Annotated in this window: 16 protein-coding genes; 5 read left to right on the forward strand and 11 right to left on the reverse strand. The window is 71.2% G+C overall.

Translation table 11 applies throughout. The annotated features are described in order from the left end of the window. Positions 1-149 precede the first annotated feature (149 nt). The 5 genes from ffh to BSB02_RS22200 are packed head-to-tail and all read right to left on the reverse strand — an operon-like array spanning position 150 to position 5912. On the reverse strand, positions 150-1676 hold the full coding sequence (gene ffh / locus BSB02_RS22180; RefSeq protein ID WP_084961385.1) for a signal recognition particle protein: 1527 nt from the start codon (positions 1674-1676) through the stop codon (positions 150-152). Positions 1677-1728: 52 nt separating this feature from the next. Further along, a complete protein-coding gene (locus BSB02_RS22185; protein WP_084961386.1) occupies positions 1729-2310 on the reverse strand; it encodes a GTP-binding protein in 582 nt (193 codons plus the stop codon). Then, positions 2288-2680, reverse strand: a complete 393-nt coding sequence (locus tag BSB02_RS22190; protein ID WP_206184821.1) for a DUF742 domain-containing protein — start codon at positions 2678-2680, stop codon at positions 2288-2290. The genes BSB02_RS22185 and BSB02_RS22190 overlap by 23 nt, the downstream gene beginning before the upstream one ends. 5 nt (positions 2681-2685) lie before the next feature. Then, the gene (locus BSB02_RS22195) at positions 2686-3108 is read right to left on the reverse strand and encodes a roadblock/LC7 domain-containing protein (protein ID WP_084961390.1); all 423 of its coding nucleotides are present in this window, start codon (positions 3106-3108) and stop codon (positions 2686-2688) included. Next, entirely contained in the window at positions 3105-5912 is a 2808-nt protein-coding gene (locus tag BSB02_RS22200; RefSeq protein ID WP_158088700.1) for a sensor histidine kinase, read from the reverse strand. Before BSB02_RS22200 ends, BSB02_RS22195 begins: the two co-directional genes overlap by 4 nt. A gap of 617 nt (positions 5913-6529) precedes the next feature. Between BSB02_RS22200 and BSB02_RS22205 the strand changes: the two genes are divergently transcribed. The 5 genes from BSB02_RS22205 to BSB02_RS22225 are packed head-to-tail and all read left to right on the forward strand — an operon-like array spanning position 6530 to position 10909. After that, positions 6530-7516 (forward strand): ABC transporter substrate-binding protein, encoded by a 987-nt coding sequence (locus BSB02_RS22205; RefSeq protein ID WP_084961393.1) that lies wholly within the window; start codon positions 6530-6532, stop codon positions 7514-7516. Then, positions 7513-8286 (forward strand): ABC transporter permease, encoded by a 774-nt coding sequence (locus tag BSB02_RS22210; RefSeq protein ID WP_084961395.1) that lies wholly within the window; start codon positions 7513-7515, stop codon positions 8284-8286. The genes BSB02_RS22205 and BSB02_RS22210 overlap by 4 nt, the downstream gene beginning before the upstream one ends. Further along, the gene (locus BSB02_RS22215) at positions 8283-9086 is read left to right on the forward strand and encodes an ABC transporter permease (RefSeq protein WP_084961397.1); all 804 of its coding nucleotides are present in this window, start codon (positions 8283-8285) and stop codon (positions 9084-9086) included. The genes BSB02_RS22210 and BSB02_RS22215 overlap by 4 nt, the downstream gene beginning before the upstream one ends. 27 nt (positions 9087-9113) lie before the next feature. Beyond that, on the forward strand, positions 9114-10118 hold the full coding sequence (locus tag BSB02_RS22220) for a methyltransferase (protein WP_084961400.1): 1005 nt from the start codon (positions 9114-9116) through the stop codon (positions 10116-10118). A gap of 17 nt (positions 10119-10135) precedes the next feature. Continuing rightward, positions 10136-10909, forward strand: coding sequence for an ABC transporter ATP-binding protein (locus BSB02_RS22225; protein ID WP_084961402.1), 774 nt, complete (start codon positions 10136-10138; stop codon positions 10907-10909). Positions 10910-11023: 114 nt separating this feature from the next. Here BSB02_RS22225 and BSB02_RS22230 read toward each other — a convergent pair whose 3' ends face one another. The 6 genes from BSB02_RS22230 to BSB02_RS22255 all read right to left on the reverse strand — a co-directional run bounded on the left by BSB02_RS22230 (position 11024) and on the right by BSB02_RS22255 (position 18421). Continuing rightward, complete coding sequence (locus tag BSB02_RS22230; RefSeq protein WP_084961404.1) at positions 11024-11599, reverse strand: GTP-binding protein; 576 nt, start codon at positions 11597-11599, stop codon at positions 11024-11026. Continuing rightward, the gene (locus BSB02_RS22235) at positions 11580-11978 is read right to left on the reverse strand and encodes a DUF742 domain-containing protein (protein ID WP_240506579.1); all 399 of its coding nucleotides are present in this window, start codon (positions 11976-11978) and stop codon (positions 11580-11582) included. The genes BSB02_RS22230 and BSB02_RS22235 overlap by 20 nt, the downstream gene beginning before the upstream one ends. Before the next feature lie 40 nt (positions 11979-12018). After that, on the reverse strand, positions 12019-12441 hold the full coding sequence (locus tag BSB02_RS22240; RefSeq protein ID WP_084961408.1) for a roadblock/LC7 domain-containing protein: 423 nt from the start codon (positions 12439-12441) through the stop codon (positions 12019-12021). Next, positions 12441-15491, reverse strand: a complete 3051-nt coding sequence (locus BSB02_RS22245; RefSeq protein WP_158088701.1) for a sensor histidine kinase — start codon at positions 15489-15491, stop codon at positions 12441-12443. Before BSB02_RS22245 ends, BSB02_RS22240 begins: the two co-directional genes overlap by 1 nt. Positions 15492-15737: 246 nt before the next feature. Further along, positions 15738-17135 carry an aminobutyraldehyde dehydrogenase gene (locus BSB02_RS22250; protein ID WP_084961412.1) on the reverse strand — a complete coding sequence of 466 codons (1398 nt, stop codon included), beginning with the start codon at positions 17133-17135 and terminating at the stop codon, positions 15738-15740. Positions 17136-17143: 8 nt separating this feature from the next. After that, entirely contained in the window at positions 17144-18421 is a 1278-nt protein-coding gene (locus BSB02_RS22255) for a glycosyltransferase (RefSeq protein ID WP_084961414.1), read from the reverse strand. Positions 18422-18456: the final 35 nt, after the last annotated feature.

Genomic DNA, 18456 nt, shown 5'->3' on the forward strand with positions numbered 1-18456 from the left:
ACCCGGCGCGGGTTCTTCATGTGCTCATTCGCCTCGCTTCGCTCGGCGGTTCGGTCGCTGGAAACCCGCCGTCTTCCCTCGTCGCGGCTCGGGCGTTGAACGCCCTCACCGCTCCTCAGTCCAGACGGCGGCGCTCCCTCACGACACCCTCACTGCTTGGGCAGGTTGAGCTTCGACGGGTCGAACCCGGGCGGCAGCTCCATGCCCGGCGGCAGCCGCAGGTTGCCGAGGGCGCCGCCGACCTTGGGCTGCTCGGCGGTGCCCGCCTTGCCCAGCGCGGCCTTGCGCGTGTCGCCGCTGACCCGGCGGCCCTTCTTGCCCTTCTTGCCCTGCTTGGCGGCCTTGCCCCTGCCGGGCATGCCCGGCAGGCCGATGCCGCTGGCCATCCGCTTCATCATCTTCTGCGCCTCGAAGAAGCGGGTGACCAGGTTGTTGACCGCCGAGACCTCCACGCCGGAGCCGCGGGCGATGCGGGCCCGCCGCGAGCCGTTGATGATCTTCGGGTCGGCCCGCTCGGCCGGGGTCATGGACCGGATGATGGCCTGGATGCGGTCGAGGTCGCGCTCGTCGATGGAGTTGAGCTGGTCGCGCATCTGCCCCATGCCGGGCATCATGCCGAGCAGGTTCTTGATCGGCCCCATCTTGCGGACCATCTGCATCTGCTCGAGGAAGTCCTCAAGGGTAAAGTCCTCGCCCGAGGTGAGCTTGCCCGCCATCTTGGCGGCCTGCTCCTCGTCGAAGGTCTTCTGCGCCTGCTCGATCAGGGTGAGGATGTCGCCCATGTCGAGGATGCGCGAGGCCATCCGGTCAGGGTGGAAGGCGTCGAAGTCGTCAAGCTTCTCACCGGTCGACGCGAACATGATCGGCTTGCCGGTGATGTGGCGCACCGACAGCGCGGCGCCGCCCCGCGCGTCGCCGTCGAGCTTGGTCAGCACGACGCCGTCGAAGCCCACGCCGTCCATGAACGCCTGCGCGGTGGTGACCGCGTCCTGGCCGATCATGGCGTCGACGACGAAGAGGACCTCGTCGGGCTGGACCGCGTCGCGGATGTCGGCGGCCTGCTTCATCAGCTCCTGGTCGATGCCCAGGCGGCCGGCGGTGTCGATGATGACGATGTCGTGCTGCTGCCGCCTGGCGTGCTCGACCGACCGGCGAGCCACCTCGACCGGGTCGCCCACGCCGTTGCCGGGCTCGGGGGCGAAGACCGGCACCTGCGCGCGCTCGCCGATGACCTGCAGCTGCTGCACCGCGTTGGGACGCTGCAGGTCGGCCGCGACGAGCATGGGGACGTGGCCCTGCTCGCGCAGCCACTTGGCGAGCTTGCCGGCCAGCGTCGTCTTGCCGGAACCCTGCAGGCCGGCCAGCATGACGACCGTGGGCGGGGTCTTGGCGAAGCGCAGCCGCCGGGTCTCGCCGCCCAGGATCGCGATCAGCTCGTCGTGAACGATCTTGACGACCTGCTGCGCCGGGTTGAGCGCCTGGGAGACCTCCGCACCGCGGGCGCGCTCCTTGACATGGGCGACGAACGCCCGCACCACGGGCAGTGCGACGTCGGCCTCGAGCAGCGCGATGCGGATCTCGCGGCACGTGGCGTCGATGTCGGCCTCAGACAGGCGGCCCTTGGCCCGGAGGGAGGAGAAGACCGATGTCAGGCGGTCGGAAAGCGTCTCGAACACGTCGTAGACCAGTCCTCAGTGCGAAGATGCGAACAGGCGTGGGCTTCCCAGCCTATCCCCACCCGGAGACCGCGGCGTCGACGTTCAGCGCGTGCTCGACCAAGGTGATCAAGGAGGCGAACACCGAGTCCCTGGCGCGGGCGTCGAGCCGGACGATCGGCACCGACTCGGCGATCGTCAGCGCCTCGCGCACCTGGGCCTCGGTGTGGGAGAACGAGCCGTCCCAGCCGTTCAGGCCGATGATGAAGGGAAGCTTCGCCTCCTCGAAGTAGTCGATGGCCGCGAAGCAGTCGGCCAGGCGGCGCGTGTCCACCAGCACCACCGCCCCGATCGCGCCGCGCACCAGGTCGTCCCACATGAACCAGAAACGCTGCTGGCCGGGCGTGCCGAACAGGTACAGGATCAGGTCCCTGTCCAGCGACACCCGGCCGAAGTCCATGGCCACCGTGGTGGTGGACTTCATCGGCGTCATGGCTAAGTCGTCCACGTCGGCCGAAGCGTCGGTCATGACCGCCTCCGTCGTCAGCGGGACGATCTCCGAGACCGAACCGACGAAGGTCGTCTTGCCCACGCCGAAGCCACCAGCCACCACGATCTTCGCCGACGTGGTCTCAGAGCTGCTTGCGAAGTCCACTCAACACCCTTTCCAGCAGCACCCTCGTCGGCCTGCCAGCGTTCAGTTCGGGCTGATGCACCCGGATCAGGCCCTCGGCCGCCATGTCCGCGATGAGCACCCTGACCACGCCGAGCGGCATGCGCAACAGCGCGGAGACCTCCGCGACCGACCTGACCTGGCGGCACAGGTCGCTGATCGCCTGGTACTCGGGCGTCATGTTCGAGAACGGACGAGGCTCGACCGTCGCCGACGACACCAGCGCCTCCATGGCCAGCTTGATGCGCGGCGCCGTACGGCCCCCGGTCACCGCGTAGGGCCGGACCGGGGAGGCGGGATCGGCCGGGCGCGGCGGCTCCCAGCCGCCGTAGGTCCACCTGTCGTCAGTCACCGCGATCACCTGGTCTGGTTGGCGCGCAGCTCGGCGCGTACGGCGGGCGTGAGCACCTGGCCGGCGCGCTCGACCATCAACGTCATCTGGTAGGCGACCAGGCCCAGGTCGCAGTCGGGGGCGGCCAGCACGGCCAGGCACGAGCCGTCGCTGATCGACATGATCAGCATGAGGCCGCGCTGCATCTCCACGATGGTCTGGGTGACGTTCCCGCCCTCGAACACCCGCGCGGCGCCCTGGGTGAGGCTGATCAGCCCCGAGGCGATCGCCGCGAGCTGGTCGGCCCGGTCCGGCGGGAAGCCCGCGGAGGCCGCCAGCGGCAGGCCGTCGGACGAGACGACCACCGCGTGCGCCACACCGGGCACGGTGTTGACGAAGTCGGTGATAAGCCAGTCGACCCCGCGGGCCGCGTGGCTCAGATCGTTCATTCGCCCTCCTCCCTGCTGTCAACGTGCCGGGGACCGCTCTGGTAGGCCCGGCCCTCGCTGATGTCCGCGCGAGCCGCCCTGAAGCCCTGCTGGAAGCTGGACAGCCGGCTGCGCACCCGTTCCGGCGAGTAGGCCGGCGTGGGCGTGACGCCCTTGGGAGCCGTCGCGGAGTCGGCCGAGCCCGGCACGAGGTTGGCCTTGGGCACCCGCTTGGGCAGGCCCGCCGCCGTGGAGCCGTCCTTGACCGGTTCCCGTACGGCTTCCGCCGCGCTCCACCCGGCGTCGGCCTTGCTCGACCCCCACGTGCTGGAGCCGCCCTGCTCGAACCAGGCCGACTCGACCGACGCGAAGATCGGCAGGAACTCGTCGCCCGCCGACGGCGGCTTGACCACGGGGATCGGCCCGGTGGCGGCCGCCTCGGTCTCGGGGAAGTCGTAGCTCTTGTCGGCACCCGGGTCGGGGAAGTCGTAGTTCCTACCGGCGTCCGGGTCGGGGAAGTCGTGGCTCCTGCCGGCGCCCGTCTCCCCGCGCGACCAGGCCGGGGCCTCGTCCGGCGCCGGTGGAGGGGAGGAGTTCCAGCCGCGCGAGGCCAGCCAGGGGTCGGCGGTGTCGAACCGCTCGACCGTCTCGCCTGCGGAGCTCGGCCAGGGGCCGGCGGTCTCGCCGATGCGGGGCTCCGACGGCCAGGACGGGCCCGGGTCCGACGGCCAGCCGGTCTGCGGGATGGACGGCCAGGAGCCGGGCGGCGCCTGCTCGGGCACCATGGGCGGGGCCTGCCAGGCGGGGGCGGCCGTGCCGAAGGAGCCGGCGCCGAAGGAGTCAGGACCGAACGAGTCAGGGCCGAAGGAGTCGGCGCCGAACGAGTCAGGGCCGAAGGAGTCGGCGCGCAGGCCCGGCGCTCCGGCCGTGGCCGGGGCCGGCGTGCCGAGCAGCGTCTCGGGCAGCAGCACCATGGCGGTCAGGCCGCCGGAGCCGTGCGGGCGCAGCTGCACCCTGATGCCGTGCCGGTGCGCCAGCCGGGCGACCACGAACAGGCCCATGCGCCGCGAGACGGACACGTCCACGGTGGGGCTGTGCTCCAGCCGCTCGTTGGCGGCGGCCAGCTCCTCCTGCGTCATCCCGATGCCGTTGTCGGTGATCGAGATCATGATGCCGCCGGTGTCGATCCTGCTGCCCGACACCGTCACCCGGGTCTCGCGCGGCGAGAACGACAGCGCGTTCTCGATGAGCTCGGCCAGCAGGTGGATGACGTCGTTGACGGCCTGCCCGGCCACCGCCACGCCCTCGGGGAGCTGGAGCGTCACCCGCTCGTAGTTCTCCACCTCCGACAGCGAGGCGCGGGCCACGTCGATGAGCTTGACCGGCTGGCTCCAGCGCCGCGGCGGCTCCTGGCCGGCCAGGACCAGCAGGTTCTCGCTGTTGCGCCGCATGCGGGTGGCCAGGTGGTCCAGCTTGAACAGGTTGCCGAGCCGCTGCTCGTCCTGCTCGCCCTGCTCCAGGCTGTCGATGAGGGTGATCTGCCGCTCCACCAGGGTCTGGCTGCGCCGGGAGAGGTTGACGAACATCGCGTTGACGTTGGCCCGCAGGCGGGCCTCCTCGCCGGCCAGCCGTACGGCCTCGCGGTGGACCTCGTCGAAGGCCCGCGCCACCTCGCCGATCTCGTCGTCGGAGTCCACCCCGATCGGCTCCACGCGCACGGTGGTCTCGCCGGTGTCGCGCAGCTGCTGCACGGTGTCGGGCAGGCGCCGGCCGGCGATCTGCAGGGCCTCGCTGCGCAGCCGGCGCAGCGGCCGGACGAGGGAGCGGGCGACCACGGTGGTGATGAGCAGCACCAGGATCAGCAGGGCCATCACGAGCACGGCGCTGATCACGGCCGCGCTCTGCTCGGCGCCGCGGACGTCGGCGGTGCGCAGGGTGATGGACTCGGCCAGGCGCTTCTCCACGTCGTAGACGCGGTCCGCGGTGGTCGTCACGGCCTTGAACCAGCGGTCGACGTCGTCGGCCGCGGCGACCTCGAGCTTGCGCAGGCTGCTCCTGGAGTTGTGCAGGAAGATCGCGCGGCTGACGTACAGCTCGCTCAGGCCGATCTCCTGGCCCGACACGACGTCATCGTACACCTGGCGCTGCTCGGGCGTGGCCGCCAGGCGGAAGGCCTCACGGTCGCTGTCGCGCCGCGACCGCGCGGCGTGGAAGGCCTCGAACTCCGCCCCCTCGAAGCGGCCCCGGATCAGCCCGATGGCCAGCAGGCCGCGCTGCTGGGAGATCTCGTCCTTCTGGCGGGCGATCGCGCCCAGCGCGGCGGAGGTCGAGATCAGCTGCTCGTCGCTGGTGCCCTGGCCGACCTCGTCGTAGATCGACAGCAGGTCGGCCGTGATGAGGGAGTACTTCTCCATGGTCGGCAGCGGCGGCAGCTGCGAGGATTCCACCGTGTCGCGCAGGTCCTTCAGGCCGCGCAGGCGGTCGACCAGCCGCGCCAGCTGGCGCTGGCCGAGCTCGGACAGGGCGCCCGACAACGAGGGCGAGCGGTCGAGCACCCGCTTGGCCGCCGCGTCCACCAGCTCCTGCTGGTTGCGCAGCGGTTCCAGGTCCTGCTCGCGACGGCCGGCCGCCACGTAGCGGGCCGCGAGGTCGCGTTCGGCCGCCAGCTCGTGCCCGAGCGCGCCGAGGTCGGTGACGAGCGAGGCCACGTCGCTGGCCCGCTGGTACTCCAGGGCGCTTCCGACGGAGGTGGCCACGCGCAGGCCGCCGAGCACGACGCCGACCAGAGTGGGGATGAGGATCAGGGCCAGGAGCTTGCTGCGCACCCGCCAGTTGCGGATTCGCCACTTGCCGCCGCGGGAGCCGACGGGCTGGTGCGACGCGACCTTGGGAGGAAGGGGAGCATCCGGCTGCTGGGGCGTCTGTTGGGGCGATTCGCCGCGACCGCTCTCAGTCGATGATGTCCTCACTGGTCGCATACCTCTCGGGGGGATGCCTGGTCGAGCAACAAGAGACTCGCCTCGACCAGTGGGTGAGCCTTGAGGCGAGTACCGGGACAATTGGAGCATAAAGCTTCTCGCGTGAATGCCAGGACTAGCAAGTCGTAGAGCGTTCCACGGGAACGGGAATCTCCCCGTCCGGTGCGGTAGGCCCCGTCATAGGCTGTTTCAACAGGCGCCATCACGCACTGATCATCGCCTGCTACTCAACAGCTGCTTGACACCCCATGACTCCTCGGCGCTCCATGGCTCCTGACGCTCCGTTACATCCCTCGGGAATTACCCACAAATCCCTCAATCGGGACATATTGGACTATTTCACGATATAGGGCGCAATAATTCAGACCCGGTGATCGGCTTCCGGTACCATTCACGTCCGTCGCCTCCGGCCATCAGCCGCCGACGCTCCCAAATGCCGCTTTCTCTTCCCCCAGGGAGATCACATGACCCCCAGATCCCGCGGTCTCGCCATCGCGACCGCATTACTGTCCTCGCTCCTGCTGGCCGCCTGCGGCGGCGGGGACGACACCGGCACGAGCGCCACGAGCGGGAGCGGCAAGCTCGAGAAGACCACCATCAAGGTCGGCGCACTCCCCATCCCGGACCCCGCGGCCCTCTACGTGGCCAACAAGAAGGGCTTCTTCAAGGAGGAGGGCCTCACGGTCGAGCCGGTGACCATCCAGGGCGGCGCCGCCGCGCTGCCCCAGATCAAGAGCGGCGCCCTCGACATCTCCCACACCAACTACGTCTCGACGTTCCTCGCCGCCAGCAAGGGCGAGAAGATCAAGATCGTCGGCGACGTCTACCAGGCGGCCCCGAACACCTTCAACCTGATGGTGCCCAAGGACTCGCCCCTGCAGTCGGTGGCCGACCTGAAGGGCAAGACCATCCTGGTCAACACGCTGAAGAACATCGGCACGCTCAGCGTGGAGGCCACGCTCAAGGTCGCCGGCCTCACCGCGGCCGACGTGAAGTTCGTCGAGAAGCCCTTCCCCGAGATGGGCAACGCCCTGCTGGCCGGCCAGGGTGACGCCGCCTGGATGACCGAGCCGGGCATCACCGCCGCGCAGAGCAAGCTGGGCTTCCGCAAGCTGGCCGACACCATGTCCGGCGAGACCGAGAACATGCCCATCGCCGCGTGGATGGCCACCGAGGAGTGGGTGAAGAACAACCCCAACACGCTGGCCGCCTTCCAGCGCGCCATCGCCAAGGCCCAGGCCATCGTGGCCAAGGACCGCAAGGAGGTCGAGGCCGTCCTGCCGACCTACACGCAGATCGACGCCAAGACCGCCTCGGTGATCACGCTCGGCTCGTTCCCGACCAGCCTCAACGAGAGCCGGCTGCAGCGCGTGGCCGACCTGATGCTGGCCTACAAGTACATCGACAAGCCGCTGGACGTGAAGAGCATGCTGGCGGGCCCGACCGGATGATCAGTGCGCGACTGCTCCGCGGCGCCGCGGGCGTCGCGGGGTTTCTCGTCGCGGGGGAACTCCTCATCCGCTTCGCCCTCCCCGAGGGCGTGGAGTTCCCCCCGCCGTCCACCGTGCTGCCCGAGGCCGGCAGGCTCCTGGTCAACGGGGAGTTCCTGCAGGGCGTCGTGACCACGATGGCGAACTGGGCGGCCGGGCTGCTGCTGGCGATCGCCGTCGGCGTCCCGGCCGGCGTCCTGCTCGGCGCCGTGCCGCCCGTGGAGCGGGCCCTGCGCCCGATCCTGGAGTTCCTGCGGCCCATCCCCTCGGTGGCCATCATCCCGCTGGCGATCCTGCTCATCGCGTCCGACTCGCTGATGAAGATCACCGTCACCGCCTATGCGTGCCTGTGGCCGGTGCTGATCAACACCTTGTACGGCATGCGCGACGTCGACCCGATCGCCAAGGACTCCCTGCGCAGCTTCGGCTTCGGCCCGCTCGCGGTGCTGTGGCGGGTCAGCGTCCCCGCCTCCGCGCCGTTCATGGCCGCGGGGATCCGGATCGCCTCGGGCGTGGCGCTCATCCTCGCGGTCAGCGCCGAGCTGTTTGCCGGGGGCACGGCGGGCATCGGCGTGTTCGTCATCAAGGCGGGCAGCGTCCTCCGCCTGGACCTCATCGTCGCGGCCACCCTGTGGGCGGGCGTGCTCGGCCTGCTGGTCAACCTCGCGCTGGTCGCCGTGGAGCGGCGTGTGTTCCACTGGCACCGCGCCAGGACGGGAGAGGCCGTATGAGAGGCAGGCTGGCAGGCGGCGCGCGGCGGCTCGCCGGGCTGTGGCTCGTCCCCGTGGTGATCGCGGTGTGGGAGGTGACGACGCGCCTGCTGGAGGACACCGACTTCCCCCCGCCGTCGACGATCGTCACGAGCATGTACGAGCTGTGGTTCTCGGGCCCGCCGAGCCGGCTGTTCTTCACCGACGAGGCGATCGGCAACATCCTGCCCAGCCTGGGCCGCATGTTCGCCGGGTGGATCCTGGCCGCGGTCATCGGCGTCCTGCTGGGCGTGGCGCTGGGCCGGGCCCCCGTGGCCACGCAGTACGTCGACCCGCTGATCCAGCTCGGCCGGGCCATCCCGCCGCCGCTGCTGGTGTCGCTGTTCGCGCTGCTGTTCAGGGAGGAGCTGCGCACGCAGCTGGCCACCATCGTCTTCGGCGTCATCTGGCCGGTGCTGCTCAACTCCATCGAGGGCGCCCGCTCCGTGGACCCGGTCCAGGTGGAGACCGCGACCGTGTTCGGGCTGTCCAGGCGGCAGCAGCTGTGGCGGATCGTCATCCCGGCCGCGGCGCCCAAGATCTTCGCCGGGCTGCGCCTGTCGCTGTCGCTCGCGCTGATCCTCATGGTCATCGCCGAGGTGTTCGCCGGCAGCGACGGCATCGGCTACCAGCTGCGGGAGGCGCAGCGGGAGTTCGAGACCCCCATCGTGTGGGGCGCCATCGTGCTGCTCGGCGTCCTCGGCTACCTGGTGAACTCGCTGTTCGTGCTGGCCGAGAGCAGACTGCTGGTGTGGCACCGGCAGGCGACCCGAGCCACGTGACCGTCAACCCTCATCCGTGGAGAGCCCATGTCCCACCCCACCGGTCCGATCTGGGATGCCATCGGCGGCATCTCCCGCTTCGCGGCCCTGGCGACCATGGCCGAGTTGCGCTGCGCCGACGAGCTCGCGGCCGGGCCGCTCAGCACCGAGGAGCTCGCGGCCCGGTGCGGCGCCCACGCCCCCTCGCTGCGGCGCGTCCTGCGGGAGCTCGCGAGCATGGGCGTCGTGCGGCCGGTCGGCGAGGACCGCTTCGAGCTGACCGAGCACGGCCACACGATGCGCTCCGACGTGCCGGACTCGGTCCGCTCCGCCGTCCGCATGATCGCCGAGAAGGGCTTCTGGTACGCCATGGGCAACCTGCCCACGACCGTGCGCCAGGGCCGGTCGGCCTTCGCGGAGAAGTTCGGCCCGCTGTACCGCTACCTGGCCGACAACCCCGACTCCAGCCGCATCTTCGACGACTACATGACCGCCAGGGCCACGCCGTTCGCCCGCGCGGTGGCCGAGCGGTACGACTTCTCCGCCGCGCGGACCATGGTGGACGTCGCCGGAGGGAAGGGGCACATCCTGGCGGAGGTGCTGCGCGCCAACCCCCGCCTGCGCGGCATCCTGTTCGACCTGGAGCACGTGGTGCCGGCCGCGGCCGAGTTCATGCGCTCGCAGGGGCTGGAGGACAGGTGCGAGGTCGTCTCGGGGGACTTCTTCCGTGAGGTCCCCCAGGACGGCGACGTCTATCTGCTGGCGAGCATCCTGCACAACTGGGACGACGCCGACGGGATCCGGATCCTCCGCAACGTCCGCTCCGCCATGGCCCGCGACGGCCGCCTGCTCGTCCTGGAGATGGTCCTGCCCGACGAGGACGTCCCGCACGTCGGCAAGGACATGGACATGCGGATGCTCGCCATCTTCGACGGGGGCACCGAGCGCACCCGCGCCGAGTACTCCGTGCTGCTGGAGAAGTCCGGCTTCACGCTGGCGCAGGTCATCCCCCTCACGGCCGGGGCCGGCCTCATCGAGGCCCTGCCCCACTGATCCCTAGGAAGTCGGCCTTGCTCGAGATCTCCAACCTCACCCACGTCTACGGCAGCGGCCCCACCGCCCACCGGGCCATCGACGGGCTCGACCTCAGCGTCGCCGAGGGCGAGCTGCTGTCCGTCGTCGGGCCCTCCGGCTGCGGCAAGTCCACGCTCATCCGCTGCATCGCCGGGCTCATCCGCCCCACCGGCGGCGAGATCCGCATCGCCGGCACGCCCGTCCGCGACACCCCCGACAACCTCGCCGTCGTCTTCCAGGACTACAGCCGGTCGCTGTTCCCGTGGATGTCGGTCGCCGACAACGTCGCCCTCCCCCTGCGCCGCAGGAACATGGACAAGGCCCGGCGCAGGGCGGCCGCCCAGGAGGCCCTGGAGTCGGTCGGGCTGGCCGCGGCGGGCAAGAAGTACCCCTTCCAGCTGTCCGGCGGCATGCAGCAGCGGGTGGCCATCGCCCGCGCCCTGGCCTACCGGCCCAGCCTCATGCTGATGGACGAGCCCTTCGGCTCGGTCGACGCCCAGACCCGCGAAGACCTCGAGGACCTCGTGCTCCAGGTGCGGGGCCACCACAGGATGACGATCGTGCTCATCACGCACGACATCGACGAGAGCGTCTACGTCGGCGACCGCGTCGTGGTGCTGTCCAAGGCCCCCGCCCACGTCGTCGGCGACCTGAAGGTCGACCTGCCCGCGCCCCGCGACCAGATCACCACGCGGGAGCACCCCGACTTCGTCCACCTGCGCGCCGAGGTCGGCCGCCTGGTGCGCGGGGTCGAGGCCGCGGCCTCCTGAGCTCGTCCTGACCGGCTCCGCCGGGGTTCCGGCCCCGCCGTACCGCGGGGCCCACTGCTCCACGGCCTCGCGCCGAGCCGGACCGGGCCACCCCGCGGGGTGACTCGGCCCGGCCTACGCGCGGGCGGTCATGTGCTGGGCGAGCGCGTGCTCGACCAGCGTGATCAGCGTGTTCTTCACCGCTTCGCGGGAGCGCGCGTCCAGCCGCACGATCGGCACGTGGGCCGGCAGCGTCAGCGCCTCCCGCACTTCCTCGTTGTCGTGCTGGAACTGCCCGTCCCAGCCGTTGACGCCGATGACGAACGGCAGCCCCGCCTCCTCGAAGTAGTCGATGGCGGGGAAGCTGTCGGCCAGACGCCGGGTGTCGACCAGCACCACCGCGCCGATCGCGCCGCGCACCAGGTCGTCCCACATGAACCAGAACCTGTGCTGGCCGGGCGTGCCGAACAGGTACAGGATCAGGTCCTCATCCAGCGTGACCCGGCCGAAGTCCATGGCCACGGTGGTGGTCGTCTTGGTGGGCGTGAGCGACAGGTCGTCCACGCCCGCCGAGGCGTCGGTCATGATCGCCTCGGTCGTCAGCGGGAGGATCTCCGACACCGCGCCCACGAAGGTCGTCTTGCCGACGCCGAAGCCGCCCGCGACGACGATCTTCGTCGAGGACAGCCCCCTAGAGCCTGCGAAGTCCACTGAGCACCCTTTCGAGCAGGTTGAGGTCTGGCGATCCGGATTCCAGCGCGGGCTGGTGGACGCGGATCAAGCCCTCCGCCGCCATGTCGGCGATCAGCACGCGGACCACGCCGAGCGGCTGCCGTAAGAGGGCGGAGATCTCCGCGATCGACCGGACCTGGCGCGCCAGCTGCATGATCGCCTGGAACTCCGGACTGAGGAGTGAAAGGTCTTGCTGAGGAGAGGCCGTCTCCGCCGGCACGGAGACCAGCGCCTCCATCGCGAACTTGATGCGCGGCGCGGTGCGCCCTCCGGTCACCGCGTACGGCCGGACCAGCTTGCTCGCCTTGCGTGAGCGGTCCGGCCGCGTGCTATCACCCGTCCAACCCTGATCTGTCACCAACGTCTCCTGTCTAGGCGCCTGCCGAGGTCAGCCGCCCTCACCGGGGGCGAGCCGCCTGCAGCTCGGCCCGTACGGCAGGCGTCAGCACCTGCCCGGCGCGCTCCACGAGCAGCGTCATCTGGTAGGCCACCAGACCCAGATCGCAGTCCGGCGCGGCCAGCACCGCCAGACACGAGCCGTCGCTGATGGACATGATCATCAGCAGGCCCCGCTGCATCTCGATCACGGTCTGCGTCACCAGACCGCCCTCGAAGACGCGCGCGGCGCCCTGGGTCAGGCTGACCACCCCGGAGGCCACGGCGGCCAGCTGGTCGGCGCGGTCCTTCGGGAAGCCCTCGGAGAAGGCCAGCGGCAGGCCGTCGGACGAGACGACCACCGCGTGCGCGACTCCCGGCACGTTGGCGACGAAATCGGTGATCAACCAGTTGATCCCGCGTGCGCCCTGGCTCAGTTCCCTCACTAGTCCTCCTTCAGTTGCTCACGGCCCTGCCGTACACCTTGCTGGAAGCTCGACAGCCGGCTGCGCAGCTGGTCGGGCGAGACCTGTTCGGCGGGCCCGCCGCCGAACAGCGACTCCGACGAGCGCGCGGACCCGGGTACGAGGTTGGCCTTGGGCACGCGCCTCGGCAGGCCGCCCGGGGTGTGCCCGGCCGTCACCGGCTCAACCGGAGCGCCCTGCGGCAGCCCGGCGCCCGGCGAACGCTGGGGCAGGGCCTGGTCGGGGGCGCCGGTCTCCGGACGCGCCTGCGGCTGCGGCCGTCCGGCGGGGGCGGCGGAGCCCTCCGCCGGGGCGGGCGGCTCCGGCGGCGCCGGCCGGGACAGGATCGCCGGCTTGGTGAACCAGTCCGACGTCGGGATCGAGCCCGCGGCGCCGGTGTCCTGGCCGTCGCCCTCGCGATAGGCGGGCAGCGGGCCGGTCAGCTCGGGCGCCTCCTGGGTGCTCCACGGGGAGCTCCAGGAGGACGAGCCCGGCTCGCCCGCCGCGGCGCTCGCCGTCTCGGCGAACGAGGGGAACAGGGGCTCCTCCGCCGCGGGCCGCCCGGAGAAGGACGGCTCCTCGCGACGGTCGGCGAACGACGGGAACGCGGGCTCCTCACGGCGGTCCCCGAACGACGGGAACGCGGATTCCTCACGATGATCCGTGAAGGACGGGAACGCGGGCTCCTCACGGCGATCCGCGACCGGCGGAAACGCGGGCTCCTCGCGACGGTCCGTGAAGGACGGGAACGCGGGCTCCTCGCGACGGTCCCCGAACGACGGGAATGCGGGCTCCTCCGGACGCGCACCGCCGGGCGCCGTGAAGGACGGGAAGGCCGGCTCGTCGGCGAAGGCGGACGGGCGGTCACCGTACGGCGCGATCCCGGGCTCCGCCGCCGGGCGGCCGGGCCGCTCCCGCGTGGGCAGCGCCTGCGGCTCCTCCGCGAACGACGGCCAGGAGCCCGCGCCGGGCGGCGGCACGCTGTCCGGCCACGGCGTGTCGACGGGAGCGGCGCTGAACACGCTCGTCGCCTCGTCCGCCAGGTCGTGGCCCGGGTCGCGGGTCGCGGGCGAGCCGCCGAAGCCGTACTGCGTGGCGGCCTCGAAGGACGGGTAGGACCCGCCGCCCGCCATGACCGGCGCCGAGGCGATGAGCACCGCGGGCAGCAGCACCTGGGCGGTCAGGCCCGGCCCGCCCTCGCGGGCGCGCAGCTGCACCTGGATGCCGTGCCGCAGGGCCAGGCGGCCGACCACGAACAGGCCCATGCGCCGGGCGACGGACACGTCGACCACCGGCGGGTGGGCCAGCCGCCAGTTGGCCTCGGCCAGCTCCTCGGCCGTCATGCCGATGCCCTGGTCGGACACCGACACCAGCACGCCGCCGCCCTCGGCCGGAGCGCTGGTGACCACGACCTTGCTCTCGCGCGGCGAGAAGGAGATGGCGTTCTCGATGAGCTCGGCCAGCAGGTGGACGACGTCGGTGACGGCCGGGCCGACGACCTCCACGTCCGAGCGGATCTGGATGGAGACCCGCTCGTAGTTCTCGACCTCCGACAGCGAGGCGCGGGCCACGTCGACCAGCGGGACCGGCTCGCTCCACTTGCGCGCGCCCTCCTGACCGGCCAGGACCAGCAGGTTCTCGCTGTTGCGCCGCATGCGGGTGGCCAGGTGGTCCAGCCGGAACAGCTGGGACAGCCGGCTCTCGTCCTCCTCGCCGTGCTCCAGGTCCTCGATCAGCTGGAGCTGCCGCTCGACCAGGGTCTGGCTGCGCCGCGAGAGGTTGACGAACATCGCGTTGACGTTGGCGCGGAGCTTGGCCTCCTCACCGGCCAGCCGTACGGCCTCGCGGTGGACCTCGTCGAAGGCCCGCGCCACCTCGCCGATCTCGTCGCGGGTGTCGATGCCCACCGAGGGCACCTCGACCCCCGCGGACTCGCCGCCCTCGCGCAGCCGCTGGACCGTCTCGGGCAGCCGGCGGCCGGCGATCTCCAGGGCCTCGGCGCGCAGCCGGCGCAGCGGCCGGACCAGCGACCCGGCGACCCGGACGGTGATCAGCAGGACGAGCAGGAGCAGGACGAGGATGACCGCGCCGGAGACGATCGCGTTGCGCTGCTCGGCGTCGCTCAGCTCCCCGGCCCGCTTGACCAGCTGGCCGGCCAGGTCCTCCTCGACCTTGCGCATCGCGTCGACCGTGGCGCCGGTGCTGGTGTACCAGACGGTCAGGTCGCGCTTGGTGGTGATGTCCAGGTCGCGGATGGTGCGGTACTCGCGCAGCTGGGCCAGGGCCCGCTGGCGCATGGCGTCGGCGCGGTCCACCTGGAAGCCGCGGACGGTCCTCTTGTACAGCCCGGCCTCCGCCGCCCCGGCCTCGGTGTCGAAGGTGGCCAGCTCGGCCTGCTGCCGGTCCCAGGAGCCCAGGAAGTCGGCCAGGTCGTCGTAGTCCAGCCGGCGCTCCACCAGGGCGACCAGGAGGATGACCTGCTGGCGGGAGACCTCCTCCTTGGCCTGGTGCAGCGCCGCGAAGGCGGTCGCGTCGCCGATGAGGTCCTCGTCGCCGCCCACGGTGGCCAGCTCGCCCTGCAGGCCGCGCAGCACCTGGATGAGGCTGGAGTAGGTGCGGATGGCCGCGCGGGCGGGCGCGCTCTCGCCCAGGATGGCGTCGCGCAGCCCGTCCAGGCCGTTGAGCCAGCGGCGGATCTCCTGGGTCGCCGTCTGGACTCGGGCGGAGTGGTCGGGGCCGATCGCGGCCGTGGCGTCCAGCACCTGGATCTTCGCCTTGTCGACGACCTCGCGCTGCTCGCGCAGGCGCGCCATGTGGGTGGTGGGCCGCCGGTCGGCCCTGGACCAGGCGACCAGCGTGCGTTCCTTGCCCAGCTCGTGGGACAGGGCGCTCAGCCGCTGGACCAGCTCGGCCACCTGGGTCAGCCGCCGGTACTCGGCGTTGGTGCCCACCGCGTCGGCGAGCTGGATGCCGGCGAGAAGCACGCCCACGACGGTGGGAATGAGGATCAGCGCCACGAGCCTGGTGCGCACGCGCCAGTTCCCCAGGTGGAACCGCCCGCGTGAGCGCTGTCCTGGCGTGGCTCGCCGGGGGTTTTCCTTCCTCACTTGCCTTCGCAACCTCTCGCCCTGTGCTCGAAATCGACGCCCTGTGGGACGCATGGGACAGGTGTAACCAGGGTAATTGGATCACACCCCTTACCAGATCGGCGAACCGACCGTTTACCTGGTCCTACCTGCTCATGCCCTTTATGCCGATAAGTGCCTAGAAGTCGTATTTCAGGCTGGCCGGAACGAGTCCCGCTCGACCGGTGCGGCATGCTTGATCATCAGGTGGCGGGTCACCGAGTACTCCAGGACCGCCTCCTGGCTCATGTCCTTGCCGAACCCGCTGCCCTTGACGCCGCCGTGCGGGGCCTCGCTGGCGATCGGCAGGTGGTCGTTCACCCACGTCACGCCCACGTCCAGGCGGTGCGACACCCGCATCGCGCGGGCCACGTCGCGTGACCACACCGACGAGGCCAGGCCGTAGCGGGTGTCGTTGGCCAGCCGTACCGCCTCGTCCTCCCCGTCGAAGGGCAGCACCACCAGCACCGGGCCGAAGACCTCGCCCTGCACCAGCTCGCTGTCCTGTGCCACGCCGGTGACCAGGGTCGGCGGGTAGTAGAAGCCCGGGCCCGCCGGCGGGGCGCCGCCGTGGACGACGGTGCCGCGGGCGCGTTCGACGAAGCCGTGCACCCGCTCGCGGTGCTGGGCCGAGATCAGCGGGCCGATGTCGGTCTTGGCGTCCCACGGGTCGCCCACCGTGATGCCCGCGATCGTGGCGCGCAGGGCCTCGACGGCCTCGCCGTACACGCTCCTGGCGACGTAGACGCGGGTGGCGGCGGTGCAGTCCTGGCCGGTGTTGTAGGTGGCGCCCATGGCCACGCCGCGCGCCATCTCGGCCAGGTCGGCGTCCTCGAACACCAGCGCCGGGGCCTTGCCGCCCAGCTCCAGGTGGACGCGCTTGAGGCTGCGGGCCGCGCCGCTCATCACCGCCCGGCCGGTCTCGGTCGAGCCCGTCACGCTGACCATGTCGACGCCGGGATCGGTCACCAGGGCCTGGCCGACCTCGGCGCCGCCCAGCACCACCTGCGCCAGGCCCTCCGGCGCGCCCGCGCGGGCGATCAGCTCGGCCAGGCGCAGGGTGGTGCGCGGGGTCTGGGGCGCGGGCTTGACGACCACCGCATTGCCCGCCGCCAGGGCGGGGGCAGCCTTCCAGACGGCCATGATGAACGGGAAGTTCCACGGCGCGATCGACCCGACCACCCCGACCGGGCGGCGCAGCAGGACCGAGGTGTAGCCCTGGCTGAACACGCCCGCGCCGGAGCCGTCCAGGCTGCGCGCAGCGCCGGCGAAGAAGCGCAGGTTGTCCACGGCGAAGGGCAGCTCGCCGTCCCTGAAGACCGCCGCGGGCTTGCCGGTCTCCTCCACCTCGAGCCTGGTCAACTCCTCGGCGTCGGCCTCCACCAGGTCGGCCAGGCGCAGCAGGACCCTGGCGCGCTCGGCGGGCGTGGCCTCGGCCCACTCGGCGAAGGCGGCCCTGGCCCGCCGTACGGCGGCGCCGACGGCCTCCACGGAGGTGTCGGGCACCTCCGCGACGGGCTGTCCGGTGGCCGGGTTGATCAGCTGGCGCATGTGACTCTCTACTTCTTCCCGAGGCCCTCGATGAGGTCGGCCGCCTTGCGCAGGCCGTCGCGGCGGCGGATCTCCTCGCCGATGCCCGCCAGGCGCTCGCGGAGCTCGGTGTCCCCCAGCAGGCGGTCCACGGCGCCCAGCAGCTCGGCGTCGGTGAACGTGTAGGTGGACAGCCGCACGCCGAAGCCGAGCTCGTCGACCCGCTGGGCGTTGTCGTACTGGTCCCAGAACAGCGGCAGCAGGATCATGGGCTTGCCGAAGTGCATGGCCTCGGTGGTGGTGTTGTTGCCGCCGTGCGTGATGACGAGGTCCGCCAGCGGGATGATCTTGGTCTGCGGGACGAACTCCGCGCCCCACATGTTCTCCGCCAGCCTGATCTCCTTGTGCAGCGGCCCCATCGAGACGATGTACTGGTGCTCGGTCTTGCCCAGCACGTCGATGACCCGCTGCATCAACTCCACGTCGGAGGAGCCCAGCGAGCCGAGGGAGAAGTACACCAGCGAGGCGCCCTCGCGCCGCTCGAAGGGCGGCGTGAAGTCCTCGTCGGTCTCCCGCACCGAGGAGTCCAGCCGGTGCCAGGTGGCGTCCAGCGGCCGGGCGCCGACGTAGTCCAGCGCCTCCGGGTAGACGTAGAGGTTCAGGTCGCCGGAGTGGATGAAGTCCAGCTCGGGCAGCGGCCGGGTGCCCTGGGAGACGCACCACTCGTTGAAGGCACTCCACAGCTCCCGGTGCGTGCGGTCGTACTCGGCGCGGAAGGCGTCCCACTGCGAGCGGTCCGCGGAGGGCAGGCCGGAGAAGACCGGCGGGACGTTCTCGCCGCGGATCTCCAGCGGGTTGCAGGAGACGATGCGGACGAACGGCTTGCCCGCGGTGAGCAGCGCCGGGAAGGTGAGGACGTTGTCCTCGACGATGACGTCCGGCCGGACGCGCTCGATGATCTCCTTCAGCTGCGGCTCGCAGTACTTGGCGCCGTCGATCAGCGACTCCCAGATGGGCTTGATGACGGTCTCGAGCTGCTCGAAGGTGCTCTTGCGGTACTCGGGCGCGGTCTCGCGGATGAAGTCCTTCCAGAACTGGCCCGGGTCCTGCTCCTCCCCGGCCTCGGCGGGCGGGGCCAGGTCGACGAGGTCCTCCTCGAAGCCCAGCGCCTCCAGCTTGCCCTTCCAGGAGGCCTCGGCGGCGAAGACCACGCGGTGCCCGCGGCGGCGCAGGATGTCGCCGATCCCGATGCAGTTGTTAGTTGGCCCGTAGGCGCTTTCCGGCATGAAGAGGATGGTCAGCGGCATGTTTGCCTCCCATGGGACAGACGAGTTGAATCACA

Origin of the sequence: Thermoactinospora rubra (assembly GCF_002093975.1) — a bacterium.
Lineage (GTDB): Bacteria > Actinomycetota > Actinomycetes > Streptosporangiales > Streptosporangiaceae > Nonomuraea > Nonomuraea rubra_A.